The following is a 20225-nucleotide window of genomic DNA, read 5'->3' as shown; positions in this document are numbered from 1 at the left end:
GGTAAGGTCGTCCGGTGCTCCCGCGTGTCGATCGTGCCGACCCTGACCGCCTGGTCCTGCTGCCCGCCGTCGACGTGGCGGCGGGCCAGGCCGTCCAGCTCGTGCAGGGTGTCGCCGGCTCCGAGAAGGTGTTCGGCGACCCCATGGCCGCCGCCCAGCGGTGGGTCGACGACGGTGCCGAGTGGATCCACCTCGTCGACCTCGACGCCGCCTTCGGCCGCGGCAGCAACGCCGACGTCCTCGCCCCGATCGTCGCCGCGGTGGCGGCCGCCGGGGTGTCCGTCGAGCTGTCCGGCGGCATCCGCGACGACGCCAGCCTCGAGCGGGCCCTCGGCACGGGCTGCGCCCGTGTCAACATCGGGACCGCGGCCCTGGAGTCGCCGGCCTGGTGCGAGCGGGTCATCGCGGAGCACGGCGAGCAGGTGGCCATCGGCCTCGACGTCCGCGGCACCCGCCTCGCGGCCCGCGGCTGGACCAAGGAGGGCGGCGAGCTGGACGAGACGCTCGCCCGTCTCGACGCGGCCGGCTGCGCGCGGTTCGTCGTGACCGACGTGGCCAGCGACGGGATGCTCTCCGGGCCGAACCTCGACCTGCTCGCCCACGTCTGCGCGCGGACGGACGCGCCGGTCGTCGCCAGCGGCGGCATCAGCACCCTGGCCGACATCGAGGCGCTGTCCGGCCTCGTCGGCCGCGGCGTCGAGGGCGCGATCATCGGCACCGCCCTCTACGTCGGCAGCTTCACGCTGCCCGAGGCCCTCGCCGTCACCCGCCGCCCGGGCACGGGGACGGGCTCGGGCTCCGCGGCGGACGCGGAGGCGCGCGCATGAGCGTCCCCGCCGACACGTTCCACCGCGGCCCGGCGCTGAGCGAGCTCCGCGAACCGCCGCACGGCCCGCTGCTCGACGGTCGCCTGCGCGACCTGCTGGGCGGCAAGAAGATCGTCATGACCGGGGTCACCGGCTTCATCGGCGAGCAGCTGCTCTGGAAGATGCTGACCGACCTCCCGGACACGAAGCCGTCGGTGCTCGTGCGCCGCAAGGGTTCCGCGGACGCCGTCTCGCGGGTCCGCAACCTGCTCAAGAAGAAGATCTTCGCCGACCTGGCCGAGCGGCACGGCGGGCTCGACGGCCTGCTCGCCCGCGTCGAGGTCATCGAGGGCGACCTGCCGAACGTGCCCGCGCTGCCGGCCGACCTCGACGTCGTCGTGCACTGCGCGGGCGACGTCTCGTTCGACCCGCCCATCGACCAGGCGTTCACGACCAACGTCGTCGGCACCCGGGTCCTCATGGAGCGGATGCTCGAGGCCGTCACCGGCCCGGACGGCGTGCGCACGAAGGTCCCGCACTACGTCCACATCTCCACCGCGTACACGGCGGGCCGTCGCCGGGGCGCGATCCCCGAGGCGGGACACGTGCACGGGATCGACTACGAGGCCGAGACCCGCGCCGGGCTGGCCATGCGCGAGCAGGTCGAGGCGGCGTCGCGGATGCCGGAGCGGCTGACCGAGCTGCGGCACCAGGCCGAGCGCGTGCACCGTCAGGCCGGCTACCTCACCACCGCCGCGGACACGGAGCGCCGGCGCCAGGAGTGGGTGACGGCGGAGCTCGTCGCCGCCGGGACCGAGCGCGCGCGTTCGCTGGGCTGGACCGACGTCTACACGTTCACCAAGGCGCTCGGCGAGCGCGTCGTGACCGACCTCGGCGCCGACATCGAGATCTCCATCGTCCGCCCGGCCATCGTCGAGTCCAGCTGGCTCCACCCCTACCCGGGCTGGATCGAGGGCTTCAAGATGGCCGAGCCGCTGATCCTCGCGTACGGGCGCGGCGAGCTGCCCGAGTTCCCGGCGTCGGCCGACGCGGTGATCGACATCGTGCCGTGCGACCACGTCGTCAACGCGATCCTCGCTGTGTGTGCGACCGACCCCACGCCCGGCGAGCCGGAGTACTACCACGTCAGCTCCGGCGCCCGGAACCCGCTGACGTTCCACGACATCTACGGCCACATCCGCTCCTACTTCACGGCGCACCCGCTGGAGAACGTCTCCAAGCCGGGCGCCCCGCTGCCCGAGTGGAAGTTCCCGGGCGCCGTCTCCGTCGAGCGGCTGCTGTCCACGTCCGAGCGGGCCCACGGGCTGGCCGAGCGCGTGATCTCCCGGGCGCCCCGCTCCCACCAGACGCGCAAGCTGGCCCGCGACCTCGACCTGATGCGGGGGCGGCTCGACTTCTGGCGGCGCTACCACACGCTCTACAACGAGTACGCGCAGTCGGAGCTGCACTTCGTCGACGACAACACGCTCGCGCTGACCCGGTCGCTCGACCCGGCCGACCAGGGCACCTTCGCCTTCGACACCGCGGGCTACGACTGGACGACCTACCTCGAGGACGTGCACTGCCCGGCCATCACGGCCTCGGTGCGCCGGATGGACGCGCTGCGCAAGAAGCGGGCGAACCGGCCGACCACGTTCAAGGACCTGACCAACAACACGGCCGGAGCCTCGGCGGTCGCCGTCTTCGACCTCGACGGCACGATCATGTCGACGAACGTGATCGAGCAGTACCTCTGGGCCCGGCTGCCCGACCTGTCCCCGCTCGACCAGGTCGTCGAGCTGGGCGAGGTGCTCGGCCGCCTGCCCGGCTACCTGCTCACCGAGCAGCGCGACCGCGGCAGCTTCCTGCGGGCCGTCTACCGCCGCTACCGCGGCATGGACCTCGCCGAGCTCGAGCGCCGCGTGGACTCGACGATGACCGACTTCATCCTCGACCGCGTGTCGCCGGACGCCCTCCGACGGATCCAGGAGCACCGGGCCGCGGGGCACACGACGATCCTGATCACCGGCGCGGTGTCCGTCCTGACGCGCCCGCTGCGCGACCTCTTCGACGTGATCCTGGCCGCCGAGCTCGGCGTCGACGCGGACGGGAGGGCGACGGGCTACCTGGCCACCTCGCCGCTGGTGGGGGAGTCGCGCGCCGCCTGGCTGAGCCACTACGCGTCGCTGCACGGGGTCGACCTGACCAGGAGCTTCGCCTACGCCGACAGCCACTCCGACCTGCCGATGCTCTCCACGGTCGGCAACCCGGTCGCCGTCAGCCCGGACATCTCCCTGATGCGTGCCGCCCAGCGCAAGAACTGGTCGATCGTGGAGTGGAAGACCAAGCCCCCGACCCCCCGGTGGCGCCTGCCCGCCTGATCGCCCTCCGGCGAGGTTCAGTCGAGCAGCCGCATCCCCGGGAGGCGAGCCGCTCGGCGGTCGAAGGTCACCGTCTCGGCACATCCGGCGGTCCGGCCCAGGCCGGCGACGAGCGCGTCGGCGACGTCGGTCCCGGCGGCGGCGGACTCGGTCAGGGCGCGAGCGACCAGGTCCGCGCGCTCCACCACGAGCTCCTTCGCGGACAGGAGCGAGCCCACCACCCTCCGCACGTCTGCCGCCGACAGCCGGTAGCCCTGCCGGAGCACCCAGGTCAGCTCGACGAGCGTGACGAGGCTGACGAAAGCGGGGTCGGCGGGGGTGAGGCTCTCCATCAGCTCGCGTGCCAACGGGACCTGCACGGGGTCGTCCACGACGACGTACCGGACGAGGACGTTCGTGTCCAGGCCGATCATCGCGACCGTCAGTCCGCGAGACGGTGCACGGTCTCCGCCGCGCCGGCCGCGACGGCGTCGTCCATCTCCTCGAGGGTCTTCGGGGGGCCGTCCCACGGGAAGAGTCCCGCGAGGTCGCGGACCGAGCCCCGCTCGACCCGGAGCTCGTAGGTGCCGTCCTCGGTCGGGACGAAGCTGACGCGCGACCCGGCGCGCAGCCCGAGGCGCTCGCGGACCTCGGCGGGCACGGTCAGCTGGCCCTTGGTGGTCATCGTGGCAGTCGGCACGTCGTCTCCTCGGCTCTCCTTACGTGGAGTAAGGATACCGGCGGCGCTAGGCTGCTGCGCATGTCGGGTCATTCCAAGTGGGCCACCACCAAGCACCAGAAGGCCGTCGTCGACGCGCGTCGCGCGAAGTCGTTCGCCAAGCTCATCAAGAACATCGAGGTCGCGGCGCGGCTGGGCGGGGGTGACCTCGACGGCAACCCCACGCTGTACGACGCCGTCCAGAAGGCCCGCAAGACCTCGGTCCCCAAGGACAACATCGAGCGCGCGATCAAGCGCGGCTCCGGTGCCGAGGGCGGCGGGGCGGCGTACGAGACGCTGTTCTACGAGGCGTACGGCCCGGCCGGCATCGCGATGCTCATCGAGTGCCTGACCGACAACCGGAACCGGTCGGCCTCCGACGTCCGCGTCGCGGTCACCCGCAACGGCGGCACCATGGCCGACGTGGGGTCCACCGCCCGCGTGTTCAGCCGCAAGGGCGTCGTCCTGCTCGCCAAGCAGCAGGAGGGCCGCACGCTCACCGAGGACGACGTCCTCGAGGCGACCCTGGACGCCGGGCCGGACGAGGTCAACGACCTCGACGACGCCTTCGAGATCATCAGCGACCCGGCCGCGACGGTGGCGGTCCGCACGGCCGTGCAGGAGGCCGGGCTCGACTACGACTCGGCCGAGGTCTCCTTCGTGCCCGAGTTCACGCAGCCGGCCGACGCGGAGACGCTGGAGAAGCTCGAGCGGCTCGTCGACGCCCTCGAGGACTCCGACGACGTGCAGAACGTCTTCACCAACGCGGACGTCCAGAACGACGCGCTCGTCAGCGCGGGGTAGCCGCGTGTCGGGCGCCCGAGGTCGGCAGCCGCTCGGTTAGCGTACGAACGCGTGTTCGGTTCCGTGCGCGCTCCGAACGACGAGGGAGACCGCGCGTGCGCGTGCTCGGCATCGACCCCGGCCTGACCCGCTGCGGGCTGGGCATGGTGGACGGCGTGCCCGGCCGGAAGCCGTTCGTGCTCGCGGTCGACGTGCAGCGCACCTCGCCGCAGGAGGAGACGGGCGTCCGGCTCGCCACGCTCGAGCGGACGTTCGAGGAGTGGGTCCGGCGCTACCGTCCCGAGGCCGTCGCCGTCGAGCGGGTGTTCGCCCAGCACAACGTCGGCACGGTGATGGGGACGGCGCAGGCTGCCGGGATCGCGATGCTCGTCGCGGCGCGCCACGGCATCCCGACCGCCCTGCACACCCCCAGCGAGGTCAAGGCGGCCATCACCGGTTCCGGCCGCGCGGGCAAGGACCAGGTCGGCGCGATGGTCGCCCGCATCCTGCAGATCCCCGAGGTGCCCAAGCCCGCGGACGCGGCCGACGCGCTCGCGCTGGCCATCTGCCACGTGTGGCGGGGGAGCAGCACCGACCGGCTCGACCAGGCCCAGCAGGCGGCTTCCGGGGTCGCCGCCCGCCAGCAGCAGGCCTACGCGGCCGCCCGTGCGACCCAGGCACGCGCGACCCAGGCCCGGACCAGAGGAGCACGAGCATGATCGCCCAGGTCAGCGGGAACGTGGCCGCCCTCGGCCCCACCTCCGCCGTCGTCGAGACCGGCGGGGTCGGCCTGCTCGCGCTCTGCAGCCCGGGCACGCTCGCCGGCCTGCGCGTCGGGCAGCGGACTACCCTCTACACCTCGCTCGTCGTCCGCGAGGACGCGCTGACGCTGTTCGGCTTCGCGAGCGCCGACGAGCGCGAGTTCTTCGAGCTGCTCATCACCGCCACCGGGGTCGGGCCCAAGCTGGCGCAGGCGGCGCTCGCCGTGCTCAGCCCCGACGACCTGCGGATCGCCATCGCGGGCGAGGACCTCGCGGCGCTGTGCCGGGTCCCCGGCATCGGGCGCAAGGGCGCCCAGCGGATCGTCATCGAGCTCAAGGACAAGATCAACGCCGTCGGCCTCGTTGCCGGGCTCGCCGCGCCGACCCTGCCCGGGCAGGCCGTCTGGCGCAGCCAGGTCACCCAGGGCCTGGTCGGCCTTGGCTGGGCCCAGCGCGACGCCGAGGCCGCCTGCGACGAGGTGGAGCCGCTGCTCGTCGAGCAGCCGGACCTCGGGGTCCCCGCCCTGATGCGCGCCGCGCTGCTGAGCCTGGCCCGCCCGTGACGAGCCACGCGCTTACGCCCGTCAGGACGTCCCGGTGAGCCTCGACCCCGTGGACATGCGGGCCCTTGCCGACCCCGACGAACGGGCGGCCGAGTCGGCGCTGCGGCCGACGTCGCTGGCCGAGTTCGAGGGGCAGCCGCGCGTCGCCGAGCAGCTCGGCCTGGTCCTCGCCGCCGCCCGCGGGCGCGGCGGGGTCCCGGACCACGTTCTGCTGTCCGGCCCGCCCGGGCTCGGCAAGACGACCCTGGCGATGATCATCGCCGCGGAGATGACCGCCCCGCTGCGCATCTCCAGCGGCCCGGCGATCCAGCACGCCGGCGACCTCGCCGCCATCCTGTCCGGGCTCACCGAGGGCGAGGTGCTCTTCCTCGACGAGATCCACCGGCTGTCCCGACCGGCCGAGGAGATGCTCTACCTCGCCATGGAGGACTTCCGGGTCGACGTGGTCGTGGGCAAGGGCCCCGGCGCCACGGGCATCCCGATCGAGATCCCGCGGTTCACCCTCGTCGGGGCGACGACCCGCGCCGGGCTGCTGCCGGGGCCGCTGCGGGACCGCTTCGGCTTCACCGGCCAGCTCGACTTCTACGACCCGGCCGACCTCGAGCACATCGTGCGGCGCTCCGCCGTGCTGCTGGGCGTCGACCTCGACCCCGACGCCGCCCGCGAGATCGCCCGCCGGTCCCGCGGCACGCCCCGGATCGTGAACCGCCTCCTGCGCCGGGTCCGCGACTTCGCCGAGGTCCGCGGGTCGGGGCGGGTGACCCGTGACGTCGCGTCCGCGGCGCTCGAGCTCTACGAGGTCGACAGCATCGGCCTCGACCGGCTCGACCGCGCCGTGCTCGTCGCCGTCTGCAAGCGCTTCGCCGGCGGGCCGGTGGGGCTGTCGACGCTGGCCATCTCGGTCGGCGAGGAGCGCGAGACCGTCGAGGAGGTGGCGGAGCCCTTCCTGGTGCGGGAGGGGTTCCTGATGCGCACCCCGCGCGGCCGCGTCGCCACGCCCGCCGCGTGGGCCCACCTCGGCCTCACCCCGCCCCGGAACCCGCCGGCGGGCTCCCCGGGCGGCGCGCCCGACCCCGGTCTGTTCGCGTGACTGCGGGGTTTCGGCGTTTCGCTAGGTAGAGTTCACCGGTCGGACGGTGGTCCCCACCCCCGCCGGCACCCTCCGACCCCGACCCGGAACGGCACACCGTGGCTTCCAACCAATACAGCACGCTGATCCTCGTCCTCCTGATGGTGGTCGCGTTCTACTTCCTGATCCTGCGGCCGCAGAAGAAGCGCCAGCAGGCCCTCGCGAAGATGACGCGCGAGCTCCAGCCCGGCGACCAGGTGCTGCTCGGGAGCGGCCTGTTCGGCACGCTGGTCTCCCTCGGCACCAAGCAGGCCGTGCTCGAGATCGCCCCCGGCGTCGAGCTGACCGTCCTCAAGCAGGCGATCGTGCGGCGCGCCACCGAGGCCGACGTCGACGCGGTGTCCGAGGACGAGATCGGCGACGAGCTCGAGGCCGAGGCGACCGCCACGTACGACTCCGGTGACCCGGAGCCCGTGGTCCGCGCCGACCCCGACGCCCCCTCCACCAGCCCGACGTACCCGTCGAGCACCCCCGACAACGACCGCAGCAACCTGCGCTGAGCGCGTCAGGGCGGCCGTGCGCGACACGCGTACGGCCTCCCGGCGCGACATTCACGAACGAGGTAGAGCACTGAAGTGGCAGCGATGACCGGGCGACCGTTGCGGATGCTGGTGGCCCTGGCGGTCATCACCGCGGGTCTCATCACCCTGATGGCCGTGGGCAGCACGTGGACCCCCAAGCTGGGGCTGGACCTCCGTGGCGGCACGACCGTCACGCTGACGGCCCGCAACACGAGCGGCGGGGGTTCCGTCGACCCGAACAGCCTCCAGCAGGCGCGCACGATCATCGAGCAGCGCGTCAACGCGCTCGGGGTCGGCGAGAGCGAGGTGACCGTCTCGGGCGACCGGCAGATCATCGTCAGCGTCCCGAACGTCCAGCAGGACCAGCTGGTCCAGCAGGTCGGCCAGACCGCGAACCTGCGGTTCCGCGCCGTGTACGCGGCCGAGCAGGTCCAGCCGCCGGCCACCCAGCCGTCGTCCGGCGCGACCGGCGCACCGACGCCGACGCCCGCCCCCAGCGGCGAGCCGAACGTGCCCGCCTCCTCGGAGAGCGCCAACCCGGCCCCGTCGCCCGCCCCCAGCGGCGGCTCGGGCCAGGTCCCGGCCGGCAACAACCGCCCGATGCTCCCGCACGTGCAGCTGCCCACCGCCCCGCCGACGCCGACCGCCCCGCGGCCGACCGTCGTGGGTCAGGGGACCCCGCCCGATAAGGCGCTCGACTGGCAGCCCACGCAGGCGGACACCACGGACTTCGCGAGCTTCACCTGCGGCGACCCGCAGGTCGACGTCTCCGACCAGCCGCTCTTCTCCTGCGACCGCACCGGCACCGAGAAGTACCTGCTCGGCCCGACGCTGATCGAGGGCAACGAGCTCACCAGCGCGAACGCCGGCATCCCGCAGAACGGGATCGAGTGGGTCGTCAACCTGCAGTTCAACGGCGAGGGCTCGACGCAGTTCGAGAACGCGACCCGCGCGCTGGCGGCCAAGAGCGACCCGATGAACCGGTTCTCGATCGTGCTCGACGGCGCGTCGATCTCCGCCCCGTCGGTCAGCACAGCGATCCCGGGCGGCGCCGCGCAGATCTCCGGCGGCTTCACGCAGCAGACCGCGACCGACCTCTCGAACGTGCTGAAGTACGGCGCCCTGCCGCTGGCCTTCGACATCTCCGAGGTCAGCAACGTGTCCGCGACGCTCGGTGGCGACCAGCTGCACGCCGGGATCGTGGCCGGCATCATCGGCCTGGTCCTCGTGGTCCTGTTCTGCTTCCTCTACTACCGCGGGCTCGGCATCGTCGTCGTGGCCTCGCTGGCCATCGCCGCGGTGATCACGTACGCCTGCATGGTGCTGCTCGGCAGCTCGGTCGGGTTCGCGCTGAACCTGCCCGGCATCGCCGGCGCGATCGTGGCCATCGGGGTGACGGCGGACAGCTTCGTCATCTACTTCGAACGCATCCGTGACGAGGTCCGCGACGGCCGGAGCCTGCGGACCTCCGTCGAGACGGGCTGGCGCCGCGCGCGGCACACCATCCTGATCGCCGACGGGGTGTCGATGCTGTCGGCCGTCGTGCTGTTCATCCTCGCCATCGGGTCGGTCCGCGGCTTCGCGTTCACCCTCGGGCTGACGACGCTCATCGACGTCTTCATCGTCTTCTTCTTCACGAAGCCGCTGATGTCGCTGCTCGCGCGCACCCGGTTCTTCGGGGGCGGGCACAAGCTCTCCGGGCTCGACCCGGCGCACCTCGGGGTCAAGGCCCTCCCGGGCACCCGCACCAGACGGCCCGCCGCGGCCGGATCGAGGCTCTGATGTCGAAGTTCTCCGACCTGGGCCACCGGCTCTACACCGGTGAGGTCTCCTACAACTTCATCGGCCGTCGGCGCCTCTGGTACATCATCTCGGGCGCCCTGCTGACGATCTCGATCCTCGCGCTCCTCGTCAGGGGCCTGACGCTGGGCATCGAGTTCGAGGGCGGGGCCGACTTCCAGGCGCCGACCAAGGTCAGCGCCTCCCAGATGGTCCAGCCCGTCCGTGACGCGCTGCAGCGCTCGGGCGTGCCCGACCTCAACGAGGCCACGGTCAACACGATCGGCAACAACCAGGTCCGCGTGCAGACGCGGACGCTGGACACCACGACCGAGGTGCCCGCGGTCCGCGGAGCGATCGGCGAGGCGGTCGGGGTCCCCGGCGACCAGGTGAACTACAGCCTGATCGGCGCCTCGTGGGGCGGCCAGATCACCGAGCGCGCCCTGATCGCGCTCATCGTGTTCCTCGTCCTGGTCACGCTGGTGATCTGGATCTACTTCCGCGACGCCAAGATGTCGGGGGCGGCGCTCGTCGCGCTGCTGCACGACCTGCTGCTGACCGTGGGCATCTACGCCCTGGTCGGCTTCACGGTCACCCCGGCGACGCTGATCGGCGTGCTGACGATCCTCGGCTACTCGCTCTACGACACCGTCGTCGTCTTCGACAAGGTGCGCGAGAACGTCAAGGGCGTGAAGACCAGCACGACGAAGACGTACTCGGAGGCGGCGAACCTCGCCGTCAACCAGGTGCTCGTCCGGTCGATCAACACCACGATCATCGGCGTGCTGCCCGTCGCCGCGCTGCTGTTCGCCGGCACGTTCATCCTCGGCGAGGGTCCGCTCAAGGACCTGTCGCTGGCGCTGTTCGTCGGCATGATCTCCGGGGCGTACTCGTCGATCTTCATCGCGACGCCGCTGCTGGCCCAGCTCAAGGAGCGCGAGCCCGACATGCGTCGCCACCGCGCCCGGGTCGAGACGCGGCGCAGCAAGTCGGAGGCGCGCGGGACCGGCGCGACCGAGGCGCTGGACGCCGACCACGACGGGACGGACGACCGCGGCCTCGAGCCCGAGGGCGTCGGTCCCGACGGCCTGGTCGGGGTGGGCACGGACTCCTCGTCGGCCGTCCCGCTGGGCGCCAAGGGCGGGACCCGGGTGACCGCGGTCCCCGCGTCGGCCCGCCCGGTCGTCCGGCCGGTGGTCGAGGGTGCGGCCAAGCGCCCCCAGCCGCAGAACGCGCCGCGCAGCCAACGGAAGCGGTGAGGTGGCCCCGGACGGCACCGGGTCTGCCGCCGAGCTGGTCGCCGGCCTGATCGTCGAGGTCCCGGACTTCCCGAAGCCCGGGGTCACCTTCTCCGACATCACCCCGCTGCTCGCCTCGCCCGCCGGGCTGGCCGCGGCGGTGGCCGGGCTCGCCGCCTCCGCGCCCACCGACGTCGACGCGGTCGTCGCCCTCGAGGCGCGCGGCTTCATCTTCGGCGGGCCGGTGGCGCTGGAGCTCGGCGTCGGCTTCGTGCCCGTCCGCAAGCCGAACAAGCTGCCGCGCGAGCACGTCAGCATCACGTACGACCTCGAGTACGGCACCGAGACCCTCGCGATGCACACCGACGCGCTGGCGCCGGGCGCGCGGGTGCTCGTCGTCGACGACGTGCTGGCCACCGGCGGGACGCTCGCCGCGACCGCCGAGCTCGTGCACCGGCTCGGCGCCGAGGTGACGGCGGTCGCCGTGGTCCTCGAGCTGGGGTTCCTGGGCGGCCGGGCGCGGCTGCACGAGGCCGGCCTCACCGACGTCCGCGCGCTGGTCAGCACCGGCGGGGCCTGACGTGGGCGTCGTCCGCATGCGGCGGCTCGACCAGGACCGGCGCTGGACCTCCGAGGCGCTCGTCTCGCTGCCGGCGCGCAGTGCGTCGCCCGGCGTGGAGCTCGCCCGCCGCGGCGGTCTGGCCATGCTGCTGCTGACCATCGTCGTGGTGCTCGTCTACCTCGACCGTGACTCGTACAACGACACGAGCGACGGCACGGTCGGCCTGATCGACGCGATCTACTACGCGACCGTCACCATCACGACCACCGGGTACGGCGACATCACCCCCGTCGCCGCGCACGCCCGGGTGCTGAACGCGATCATCGTGACGCCGTTGCGGATCGGCTTCCTGGTCCTGCTGGTCGGGACCACCCTGGAGGTGCTGGCCAACCAGGGCCGGCAGATCTACCGGGACCGACGCTGGAGGAGTGGCATGCGCAACCACGTCGTCGTCGTGGGCTACGGCACCAAGGGCCGCAGCGCCGTCGAGACCCTGGAGACGAACGGCACGAGCCCCACGCAGATCGTCATCATCGACGACCGGCCCACGGCGGTGGCCGACGCCAACGTGCGCGGCTACGCGGCGATCGAGGGCGACGCCACCCGGCGCGACATCCTGCGCCGCGCGGAGATCGCCCGAGCGCGCGAGATCGTCATCACCCTCGACCGCGACGACTCCGCCATCCTGGCCATGCTGACCGTGCGCCAGCTGAACCCGAGCGCGCACGTCGTGGTCGCGGTCCGCGAGGACGACAACGCCTCGCTGCTGCGTCAGTGCGGGGCCAACGTCGTCGTGACGTCCTCGGAGGCCGTCGGCCGGCTGCTAGGCCTGTCGGCCACGAGCCCGAACATCGGCACCGTCATCGAGGACCTGCTGTCCTCGCGCGAGGGCCTCGAGGTGGGGGAGCGGCAGGTCACCTCCGCCGAGGCCGGGCACGCGCCGAGCGAGGTCGAGGGCGAGCGGGTCATCGCCGTCGTCCGCAACAAGACGCTGCGGCGCTTCTACGACCCCGCGGTGGCGACGCTGCAGACCGGCGACCAGGTCGTCGTGGTCCGCAAGGCCCCGGGTGCCTGACCGGCACGTGCCCACCGCCTGACTAGACTTCACCCACAGTCGACATGACGGGTGTGGTGGATTCGAGCGTGGTGGACCAGACGGTCGTCGAGAGCCCGGCAGCCTCGGGCGAGCCGCCGCGCGTCCGGATGCGCCAGCGGCTGGCCCGGCTCGGCGCCACGCGCCCGCAGACCGCCGCGCTCGACCCGCTGTTCCAGGTCATCCGGGCCAACCACCCCAAGGCCGACCTCTCGCTCGTCGAGCGGGCCTTCCACACCGCGGAGCGCTACCACCGCGAGCAGCGCCGCAAGAGCGGCGACGCGTACATCACGCACCCGCTGGCCGTGACGACGATCCTCGCCGAGCTCGGCATGACCGAGGCGACGCTCTGCGCCGCCCTGCTGCACGACACGGTCGAGGACACCGCGTACACGCTCAAGGAGCTGACGAAGGACTTCGGCGAGGAGATCGCCCTCCTCGTCGACGGCTGCACCAAGGTCGACAAGATCAAGTACGGCGAGTCGGCGAAGTCCGACACGATCCGCAAGATGGTCGTGGCGATGAGCCGCGACATCCGGGTCCTGGTCATCAAGCTGGCCGACCGGCTGCACAACATGCGGACGCTGCACTACCTGCGCCCCGACAAGCAGTCCCGGATCGCGCTCGAGACCCTCGAGATCTACGCGCCGCTGGCCCACCGGCTCGGGATGAACACGATCAAGTGGGAGCTCGAGGACCTCTCGTTCGCCACGATGCATCCCAAGGTCTACGACGAGATCGTGCGCCTGGTCGCCGAGGCGGCCCCGAGCCGGGACGAGTTCCTCGCCACGGTCGTGTCGCAGGCGCAGACCGACCTCAAGAACGCCAAGATCAAGGCGTCGGTGACCGGGCGGCCGAAGCACTACTACTCGATCTACCAGAAGATGGTCGTCCGCGGCCGCGAGTTCTCCGACATCTACGACCTGGTCGGGCTGCGCATCCTCGTCGAGAACCAGTCCGACTGCTACGCCGCGATGGGCGTCATGCACGTCCGCTGGACCCCCCTGCCGGGGCGGTTCAAGGACTACATCGCGATGCCGAAGTTCAACCTCTACCAGTCGCTGCACACCTCGGTGATCGGGCCGGGCGGCAAGCCCGTCGAGCTCCAGATCCGGACCGAGGAGATGCACCGGCGCGCCGAGTTCGGCGTCGCCGCGCACTGGAAGTACAAGGAGGGCGCCAAGAACGGCGGGCCGGTCGTGGCCGCCGACGGCGCCGACGACGAGCTGGTCTGGGTCCGCCAGCTGCTCGACTGGCAGCGCGAGACGGCCGACCCGGGGGAGTTCCTCGACTCGCTGCGGTTCGAGATCAACTCGACCGAGGTCTACGCCTTCACGCCCCGCGGCGAGGTCAAGGCCCTCCCGCAGGGGTCGACGCCCGTCGACTTCGCCTACTCGGTGCACACCGAGGTCGGCAACCGTACGATCGGCGCCCGCGTCAACGGCAAGCTCGTGCCGCTGGAGTCGGAGCTGCACAACGGCGACGTCGTGGAGATCTTCACCTCCAAGGCGGAGAACGCCGGGCCGAGCCGCGACTGGCTGCAGTTCGTCCGCAGCCCGCGGGCGCGCAGCAAGATCCGCCACCACTTCACCCGCGAGCGCCGCGAGGAGTCGATCGAGAACGGCAAGGAGGCGCTGGCCCGCCAGCTCCGCAAGGCCGGCCTGCCGCTCCAGCGCCTGCTCACGCTCGAGAACCTGACGGCGATCTCGACCCACTTCAAGCTGGCCGACGTCAACGCCCTGTACGCCGGCATCGGCGAGGGGACCGTCGGCGCCCAGGCCGTGGTCAACCAGCTCACCGTCGCCTCGGGCGGCGAGGACGCCGTCGCCGACGAGCTCGGCGAGGACCGCGTCGTCACCGGCCGGCGCAGCCGCCGCGCCAGCAGCGGCACGACCACCGGCGTCATGGTCAAGGGTGCCGACGACCTGCTGGTCAAGCTCGCCAAGTGCTGTACCCCGGTCCCCGGCGACCCGATCCTCGGCTTCGTGACGCGTGGTTCCGGGGTCTCGGTGCACCGGACGGACTGCTCGAACACCGCCGAGCTGCTCAAGCACCCCGAGCGCATCGTCGAGGTCGAGTGGGCGCCGACGACCCTGAGCTCCTTCCTGGTCGCCATCCAGGTCGAGGCCCTGGACCGGAACCGCCTGCTGTCCGACATCACCCGGTGCCTGTCGGACCAGCACGTGAACATCCTCTCGGCCGCCCTGAGCACGACCAAGGACCGGATCTGCAAGGCGAAGTTCACCTTCCAGACCGGCGACCCGACCCACCTCGACCACGTCCTCGGCGCCGTACGCCAGGTTCCGTCGGTCTTCGACGTCTACCGCGTCTCCCAGTAGGCCCGTACGCCCCCTGAGCCTGTCGAATGGCCTCGAAGAGGTCGGCTGCACGGCGCTGTCGGCGCTCAGCGATGCCGACCCGTTCCGGGCCCTTCGACAAGCTCAGGGGGCGTTCACGGGAGTGCGTCCCCTGCGGCGCGCGAGTGGCGCCAGCGGGAACGGCCTGGCAGCGTGTCGCGTGTCCGCTGGCGCCACTCCCCCTCTCGTCCGCCCCCTGAGCCTGTCGAAGGGCCTCGAAGAGGTCGGCTTCTGCGTGCTGGGGGGTCAGTTGAAGCCAACCCGTTCCGGGCCCTTCGACAAGCTCAGGGGGCGTTGCGCTGGCCCTTCGACAAGCTCAGGGGGCGTGACGGCGTTCGCAGGGCTCGCGCTCCGCGACCTTCAGGGGCGCGTCACACACCGCTTCGTTGGAGAGCAAGCCGGGGCCAGCCGGAGAGAGCCGGGGTGCGGGGCCCCCGTCCCGGTGGGCGGGCGTTTGCCGCCCTGCGGAGCGCTGGCGGAGCAGAGCGGCGAGGGCAGGACGGGGGCCCCGCACCCCGGCGAACGACCCACAGCGAGAACGACAAGCGCCGCGAGCTCAGCCCGAGAAGTCGCTGACCGCCTTCTGCGCCTGCGCGAGCCACTCGCGGTACGTCGCGGCGGAGTCGCGGGCCTGCTGGGCCTTCTTCTCGTCGCCCTTGGCCGAGGCCTTGGTCGCCTGCTCCTCGAGCGAGGCGATCTGGGCCTCGAGCTTGGCCGCCGTGTCCTCGGCGCGGGCGCGGGCCTCCGGGTTGGTCCGGCGCCACTTGTGCTCCTCGGCCTCGTTCACGGCCTGCTCGATGGCGTGCAGGCGCGCGTCCAGGGGCCGCATCGAGTCGCGCGGGACCTTGCCGATCGCGGACCAGCGCTCGAGCAGCTCGCGGTAGGCCACGCGGGCGGCGCCGAGGTCGGTGACCGGCAGCATCCGGGCCTCGGCCTCGTCCAGCAGCGCGGTCTTCGCCTCGGCGTTGCCCCGGAACTCGACGTCCTGCGCCGCGTTCACCGTCTGCTTCGCGCCGAAGAACGTGTCCTGCGCCGCGCGGAACCGCCGCCACAGCTGCTCGTCGACGCCACGGGGTGCGGCGCCGGCGGCCTTCCAGCGGGTCATCAGGTCGCGGTACGCGCCGGTCGTGGGGCCCCAGTCGGTCGAGGTCGCGAGCTGCTCGGCCTCGGTGACCAGCTGCTCCTTGACCTCGCGGGCGCTCTCGCGCTGCCCGTTCTGCTGGGCGAACTGCGACTTGCGGCGGCGCGTGTAGGTCGTACGAGCGGTCGAGAAGCGGTGCCAGAGGGCGTCGTCCGTCGCCCGGTCGAGCCGGGGGAGCGCCTTCCAGTCGTCGAGCAGGGCGCGGAAGCGGTTGACCCCGCCGCGCCAGTCGTTGCCCGCGGCGAGGGCCTCGGCCTCGGTGACGGCGTGCTCCTTCTTGACCCGTACCTCCTCCAGCTGGCGCGCCTTCTCCGCCCGCTGGGCCGCCCGAGCCTCGTCGACGACGGGGCTCAGCGCCTGGAGCCGGGTGAGGAGGCCGTCGAGGTCGCCGACCGCGTTCGCGTCGGTCACCGCGGTGCGGACCGTCTTGATCGAGCCGGCGGCGTCGTCGGGCGGGAGCGCCTTGGAGGCGATCCGCCGTTCGAGCAGGGACACCTCCAGCTCGAGCGCCTCGAAGCGTCGCGTGAAGAAGGCCAGCGCCTCCTCCGGGGGGACGTCGGGGACCTGGCCCACCTTGCGCTCACCGGTCGCGGTCCGGACGTAGACCGTGCCGTCCGGATCCACCCGCCCGAAAGGCTGCGGGGCCTCGCCGTCACTCATGCTTCCATCCTGCCCGATAGTCTCCAGCGAGTGTTCATCGCGTCGTTCCCGGCCGGGCCGTGGCAGACCAGCTGTTACGTGCTCGCCACCTCCCAGCGCTCCGAGTGCATCGTGATCGACCCCGGCATGGGGGCCCTCGACGGCGTCCGTGACGTCGTCGCCGAGCACCACCTCAAGCCCGTCGCCGCGGTGCTGACCCACGGCCACCTCGACCACATGTTCTCGGTCGCGCCGCTCTGCGCGGGCTACGACGCCACCTGCTGGGTGCACCCCGACGACCGTGCCCTGCTGGCGAACCCGCTCGCCGGCATGAGCGCGGACACCGAGGCCCTGCTCGCGCAGCTCGGCTCGGGCACCGTGTTCACCGAACCCGACGACGTGCGTCTGCTCGCCGACGGCGTCCGGGTCGAGCTCGCCGGGCTGGAGCTCGACGCCCTGCACGCCCCCGGGCACACGGCCGGGTCGACCATGTTCCGCAGCGCGTACGCGCCGGACGACGACGTGGACTCGCTGCTCTTCTCCGGCGACGTGCTGTTCGCCGGTTCCGTCGGGCGGACCGACCTGCCGGGCGGCAGCGCCGAGGCGATGGTGCGCAGCCTGCGCGAGAAGGTGCTGCCGCTGCCCGACGAGGTGGTCGTCCTGCCGGGCCACGGCCCGCAGACCACCATGGCCGCGGAGCGCGCCGGCAACCCGTACCTGCAGGCGTCGTTCCTGGGGAGCGCGGCGTGAGCCGGCCCCGCGCCCTGTCGGGCTTCCCCGAGCTGAGCCCCGAGCAGCGGATCGTCGAGCAGCAGGTCCTCGACCGGCTACGCGAGGTCTTCGAGCTGTACGGCTTCGCCTCCGTCGAGACGCGGGCGGTCGAGCCGCTCGACACGCTCGCCAAGCAGGGCGAGATCGACAAGGAGGTGTACGCGGTCCAGCGCGTGGCCGCCGAGCCGGGCACGCCGGCCGACCTGGGCCTGCACTTCGACCTCACCGTGCCGTTCGCCCGCTACGTACTCGAGCACGCGCACCAGCTGGCGTTCCCCTTCCGGCGCTACCAGATCCAGAAGGTCTGGCGCGGCGAACGCCCGCAGGAGGGCCGCTACCGGGAGTTCACCCAGGCCGACGTCGACATCGTCAACCCGGGGACGCTGCCCGCGCACTTCGACGTCGAGCTTCCCCTGGTCACCCTCGCCGCGCTCGAGAAGCTGCACGTCGACCTCGGCCTGCCGCCCGTGCTGATGCGCGTGAACAACCGGCTCCTAGCCCAGGGCTTCTACCGCGGGCTCGGCATCGAGGACACGGTCGCGGTGCTCCGACAGGTCGACAAGCTCGACAAGATCGGGCCCGACAAGGTGGTGGAGCTGCTGACCACCGACGTCGGCGTCACCCCCGCCCAGGCCCAGGCCTGCGTCCGGCTCGCGTCGATCTCGAGCGCCGACGCGTCGTTCGTCGACGAGGTCCGCGCGCTCGGCGTGACCGACCCGATGCTCGACGAGGGCCTCGACCTGCTGGCCGACGTCGTGCAGACCGCGGGCGCGTACGTCCCGGGCCGGATCGTCGCAGACCTCAAGATCGCCCGCGGCCTCGACTACTACACGGGCACGGTCTACGAGACCGAGCTCGTGGGCTACGAGAAGAGCGGGTCGGTCTCCTCCGGCGGGCGCTACGACTCCCTGGCCAGCGACGGCAAGACGACCTACCCGGGCGTCGGGCTCTCCATCGGCGTGACCCGCCTCCTGGTGCCGCTGCTGGGCGCCGGCGTCCTGCGGGCCACGCGCTCGGTGCCGACCGCGGTCGTGGTCGCCGTGACGAGCGAGGACCGGCGCCCGTCGGCGACCGCCGTCGCGGCCCGGCTCCGCGCGCGCGGCATCCCGACCGAGGTGGCGCCCGAGGCGGCCAAGTTCGGGCGGCAGATCCGTTACGCCGACCGCCGCGGGATCCCGTTCGTGTGGTTCGGTGCGGGCGAGGCCGACGAGGTCAAGGACATCCGGTCCGGGGACCAGGTCCCCGCGGACGCGGCGACGTGGGAGCCCCCGGCCGAGGACCTGCACCCGCGGGTCGTGCCGGGCGAGCAGGGCTAGGGCGCCCAGCCCGCGGCCCGGGCGACCTCGAGGGCCACGTCCTCGGGCGTCCGGCCGCTCGTGTCCACCCGGACGTCCTCGAAGGGCTCGGCGTCGAGGATCCCGGTGAGCTCGACCGTGCGGTCGAGGTGCCAGGCCAGGGTGTCCGGGTCGTCGTGGTGGCGCCGCCGCAGCCGGTCCCGCACGACCTCGGGGTCGACGGTCAGCCGGGCGAGCAGCAGGCGCGCCCCGGCGAGCGCCTCGACGTAGCGGAGCACCTCGCGCCCGTCCTCGACGACACCGGCCAGGACGAGCCGGGTGGCGCCGGCGGCGCGGTAGTTCCGGGCGAGGTCGCGCAGGTTCGCCAGCTCGACCTCGTGCGCGAAGGGGTCGCCGGGCGGCGGCGGGTGCAGCAGGCGCACCTGGTCGAGGTCGACCAGCGCGTGCGGGACCCCCTGCGCCTGGGCGAGCCGGGACAGCGCGTGCGCCGTCGTCGTCTTGCCCGCCCCGACCGTCCCGCTGAGCAGGACGGCGTCGTACGGCGGCGTCGGCGGAGGCACGCCGCCACCCTCGCAGGTCACGGGCGCCGGAAAACTGGCGGTCGACGCGAGGACCGCCGTCCGCCAGGGTGGGAGGCGTGACTGCCGACGCCACGCGGGTGCGGGAGCGACGCCTGCGTGCCCAGGGGCTGGCGCTCCCGACGGACCGGACGCCGACCGAGGCGGTCCGGCGCCTCGCGGCGGTGCAGTCGCAGGAACCCGGCCACGCGTTCTGGTCGCTCGCCCTCCGCTCCCACGCGACGACGGAGGCGGAGGTGCGGGCGGCGTACGACGCGGGGGAGTTCCTGCGCACCCACGTGCTGCGGCCCACCTGGCACTTCGCCGCCGCCGAGGACGTGCGCTGGCTGCTCGCCACCACCGCCGCGCGCGTGCAGCAGGCGAACGGCTCGATGCTGCGCAAGCGGGGCCTCGGCACAGCCGAGCTGGACCGCGGCGCGCGGGTCCTCGCGGACGCGCTGGCGGGCGGTGACGTGCTGGCCCGCCCGGAGGTCGTCACCGTCCTCGCCGACGCCGGGCTGCCGTGCGAGCAGCTCGACGTCGTGCTGCTCGTCATGCACGCCGAGCTCGAGCAGGTGGTGGTCAGCGGGCCGATGCGCGGGGCCACCCACACGTACGCCCTCCTCGACGACCGCGTCCCGCGCGGTCCCGCGGACGGCCCCGACCCCGTCCGGCTCCTGCGGCGCTACCTCGCGGGCCACGGCCCGGCGAGCGTCCGCGACGTCGCCCGGTGGTCGTCGCTGACCCTGACCACCGTGCGGACGGCGATCGCCGAGCTGCGCGACGAGCTGGTCACCGTCGAGGTGGCGGGGGAGACGTACCACTCCCTGCCGCCGGGACCCGACGTCGGCGACCTCCCGCCCGTGCTGCTCCTGCCACTGTTCGACGAGCTCCCGCTGGGCTACCGGGACCTGGCCTTCCCGCCCGCTCCCGGGCATCCGCACCCGCCCGACGTGGACCTGAGGTCCGGCAGCGTCTTCGCGGGCGACGCCAACGTCGGGACCTGGCGCCGCGAGGTCAGGGGCCGGGCGGTCGAGGTCGCGCTCGCCCTCGCGCCCGGCGTGCCCGACGACGTACGGGCCCTGGCCCACGGCGAGGCGGTCCGGCTGGCCCGGTTCCTCGACCGCGACCTGGATCTTCGCTGACGCGACC

18 protein-coding genes and 1 pseudogene are annotated in these 20225 nt (G+C 72.8%); 15 read left to right on the top strand and 4 right to left on the bottom strand.

From position 1 onward, the window contains the following. Positions 1 to 14 precede the first annotated feature (14 nt). On the top strand, positions 15 to 827 hold the full coding sequence (gene priA, locus ABD665_RS03250) for a bifunctional 1-(5-phosphoribosyl)-5-((5-phosphoribosylamino)methylideneamino)imidazole-4-carboxamide isomerase/phosphoribosylanthranilate isomerase PriA (RefSeq protein ID WP_204912251.1): 813 nt from the start codon (positions 15 to 17) through the stop codon (positions 825 to 827). Then, positions 824 to 3187, top strand: a complete 2364-nt coding sequence (locus tag ABD665_RS03245; protein ID WP_204912252.1) for an HAD-IB family hydrolase — start codon at positions 824 to 826, stop codon at positions 3185 to 3187. Before priA ends, ABD665_RS03245 begins: the two co-directional genes overlap by 4 nt. A gap of 17 nt (positions 3188 to 3204) precedes the next feature. Here ABD665_RS03245 and ABD665_RS03240 read toward each other — a convergent pair whose 3' ends face one another. Both ABD665_RS03240 and ABD665_RS03235 read right to left on the bottom strand, forming a co-directional pair. Beyond that, positions 3205 to 3600, bottom strand: coding sequence for a PIN domain-containing protein (locus ABD665_RS03240; RefSeq protein ID WP_204912253.1), 396 nt, complete (start codon positions 3598 to 3600; stop codon positions 3205 to 3207). 8 nt (positions 3601 to 3608) lie between these two features. After that, a complete protein-coding gene (locus ABD665_RS03235) occupies positions 3609 to 3866 on the bottom strand; it encodes an AbrB/MazE/SpoVT family DNA-binding domain-containing protein (protein ID WP_204912254.1) in 258 nt (85 codons plus the stop codon). A 60-nt stretch (positions 3867 to 3926) separates the two neighbouring features. Between ABD665_RS03235 and ABD665_RS03230 the strand changes: the two genes are divergently transcribed. The 10 genes from ABD665_RS03230 (at position 3927) to ABD665_RS03185 (ending at position 14652) form a co-directional block, all read left to right on the top strand. After that, positions 3927 to 4688 (top strand): YebC/PmpR family DNA-binding transcriptional regulator, encoded by a 762-nt coding sequence (locus tag ABD665_RS03230; protein WP_204912255.1) that lies wholly within the window; start codon positions 3927 to 3929, stop codon positions 4686 to 4688. A gap of 143 nt (positions 4689 to 4831) precedes the next feature. Beyond that, positions 4832 to 5386 (top strand): crossover junction endodeoxyribonuclease RuvC, encoded by a 555-nt coding sequence (locus tag ABD665_RS03225; RefSeq protein WP_425562127.1) that lies wholly within the window; start codon positions 4832 to 4834, stop codon positions 5384 to 5386. Further along, entirely contained in the window at positions 5383 to 5991 is a 609-nt protein-coding gene (gene ruvA, locus ABD665_RS03220; RefSeq protein WP_204912257.1) for a Holliday junction branch migration protein RuvA, read from the top strand. Before ABD665_RS03225 ends, ruvA begins: the two co-directional genes overlap by 4 nt. A 55-nt stretch (positions 5992 to 6046) precedes the next feature. Next, entirely contained in the window at positions 6047 to 7081 is a 1035-nt protein-coding gene (gene ruvB / locus ABD665_RS03215) for a Holliday junction branch migration DNA helicase RuvB (protein WP_204914406.1), read from the top strand. 98 nt (positions 7082 to 7179) lie between these two features. Continuing rightward, positions 7180 to 7620, top strand: a complete 441-nt coding sequence (gene yajC, locus ABD665_RS03210) for a preprotein translocase subunit YajC (protein WP_204912258.1) — start codon at positions 7180 to 7182, stop codon at positions 7618 to 7620. Between the two features lie 111 nt (positions 7621 to 7731). Next, positions 7732 to 9423: a protein translocase subunit SecD gene (secD, locus tag ABD665_RS03205; protein WP_425562126.1), complete on the top strand. Its 1692-nt coding sequence runs from the start codon at positions 7732 to 7734 to the stop codon at positions 9421 to 9423. Continuing rightward, entirely contained in the window at positions 9423 to 10679 is a 1257-nt protein-coding gene (gene secF, locus ABD665_RS03200; protein WP_204912259.1) for a protein translocase subunit SecF, read from the top strand. Before secD ends, secF begins: the two co-directional genes overlap by 1 nt. A 1-nt stretch (position 10680) precedes the next feature. After that, a complete protein-coding gene (locus ABD665_RS03195) occupies positions 10681 to 11238 on the top strand; it encodes an adenine phosphoribosyltransferase (protein WP_204912260.1) in 558 nt (185 codons plus the stop codon). Positions 11239 to 11254: 16 nt separating this feature from the next. Then, positions 11255 to 12295, top strand: coding sequence for an NAD-binding protein (locus tag ABD665_RS03190; RefSeq protein WP_204914420.1), 1041 nt, complete (start codon positions 11255 to 11257; stop codon positions 12293 to 12295). 44 nt (positions 12296 to 12339) lie between these two features. Continuing rightward, a complete protein-coding gene (locus ABD665_RS03185) occupies positions 12340 to 14652 on the top strand; it encodes a RelA/SpoT family protein (protein ID WP_425562102.1) in 2313 nt (770 codons plus the stop codon). Positions 14653 to 15226: 574 nt separating this feature from the next. Here the strand turns inward: ABD665_RS03185 and ABD665_RS03180 are convergent. After that, positions 15227 to 16509, bottom strand: a pseudogene (locus ABD665_RS03180) (DUF349 domain-containing protein). Between ABD665_RS03180 and ABD665_RS03175 the strand changes: the two are divergent. Both ABD665_RS03175 and hisS read left to right on the top strand, forming a co-directional pair. Beyond that, complete coding sequence (locus ABD665_RS03175) at positions 16502 to 17200, top strand: MBL fold metallo-hydrolase (RefSeq protein ID WP_204912262.1); 699 nt, start codon at positions 16502 to 16504, stop codon at positions 17198 to 17200. The pseudogene ABD665_RS03180 and the gene ABD665_RS03175 overlap by 8 nt on opposite strands. Further along, positions 17197 to 18537: a histidine--tRNA ligase gene (gene hisS, locus ABD665_RS03170; RefSeq protein WP_204912263.1), complete on the top strand. Its 1341-nt coding sequence runs from the start codon at positions 17197 to 17199 to the stop codon at positions 18535 to 18537. The genes ABD665_RS03175 and hisS overlap by 4 nt, the downstream gene beginning before the upstream one ends. Here the strand turns inward: hisS and ABD665_RS03165 are convergent. After that, positions 18534 to 19076, bottom strand: coding sequence for an AAA family ATPase (locus tag ABD665_RS03165; protein ID WP_204912264.1), 543 nt, complete (start codon positions 19074 to 19076; stop codon positions 18534 to 18536). The genes hisS and ABD665_RS03165 overlap by 4 nt on opposite strands. A gap of 77 nt (positions 19077 to 19153) precedes the next feature. On the opposite strand from ABD665_RS03165, the gene ABD665_RS03160 reads away from it, so the two are divergent. After that, positions 19154 to 20218, top strand: a complete 1065-nt coding sequence (locus ABD665_RS03160; protein ID WP_204912265.1) for a DNA glycosylase AlkZ-like family protein — start codon at positions 19154 to 19156, stop codon at positions 20216 to 20218. Positions 20219 to 20225: the final 7 nt, after the last annotated feature.

The sequence above is a fragment of the Microlunatus spumicola genome (assembly GCF_039536445.1).
GTDB classification, from domain to species: domain Bacteria; phylum Actinomycetota; class Actinomycetes; order Propionibacteriales; family Propionibacteriaceae; genus Microlunatus; species Microlunatus spumicola.
Note: the sequence above shows the minus strand (reverse complement) of the source record. Positions and strands in the feature narration are given on the sequence as shown.

Coding starts and splice junctions, on each gene's coding strand:
- ABD665_RS03245 (WP_204912252.1), top strand. CDS start 824: ATGAGCGTCCCCGCCGACACGTTCCACCGCGGCCCGGCGCTGAGCGAG.
- ABD665_RS03240 (WP_204912253.1), bottom strand. CDS start 3,600: ATGATCGGCCTGGACACGAACGTCCTCGTCCGGTACGTCGTCGTGGAC.
- ABD665_RS03230 (WP_204912255.1), top strand. CDS start 3,927: ATGTCGGGTCATTCCAAGTGGGCCACCACCAAGCACCAGAAGGCCGTC.
- ABD665_RS03225 (WP_425562127.1), top strand. CDS start 4,832: ATGGTGGACGGCGTGCCCGGCCGGAAGCCGTTCGTGCTCGCGGTCGAC.
- ruvA (WP_204912257.1), top strand. CDS start 5,383: ATGATCGCCCAGGTCAGCGGGAACGTGGCCGCCCTCGGCCCCACCTCC.
- ruvB (WP_204914406.1), top strand. CDS start 6,047: ATGCGGGCCCTTGCCGACCCCGACGAACGGGCGGCCGAGTCGGCGCTG.
- secF (WP_204912259.1), top strand. CDS start 9,423: ATGTCGAAGTTCTCCGACCTGGGCCACCGGCTCTACACCGGTGAGGTC.
- ABD665_RS03190 (WP_204914420.1), top strand. CDS start 11,255: ATGCGGCGGCTCGACCAGGACCGGCGCTGGACCTCCGAGGCGCTCGTC.
- ABD665_RS03185 (WP_425562102.1), top strand. CDS start 12,340: ATGACGGGTGTGGTGGATTCGAGCGTGGTGGACCAGACGGTCGTCGAG.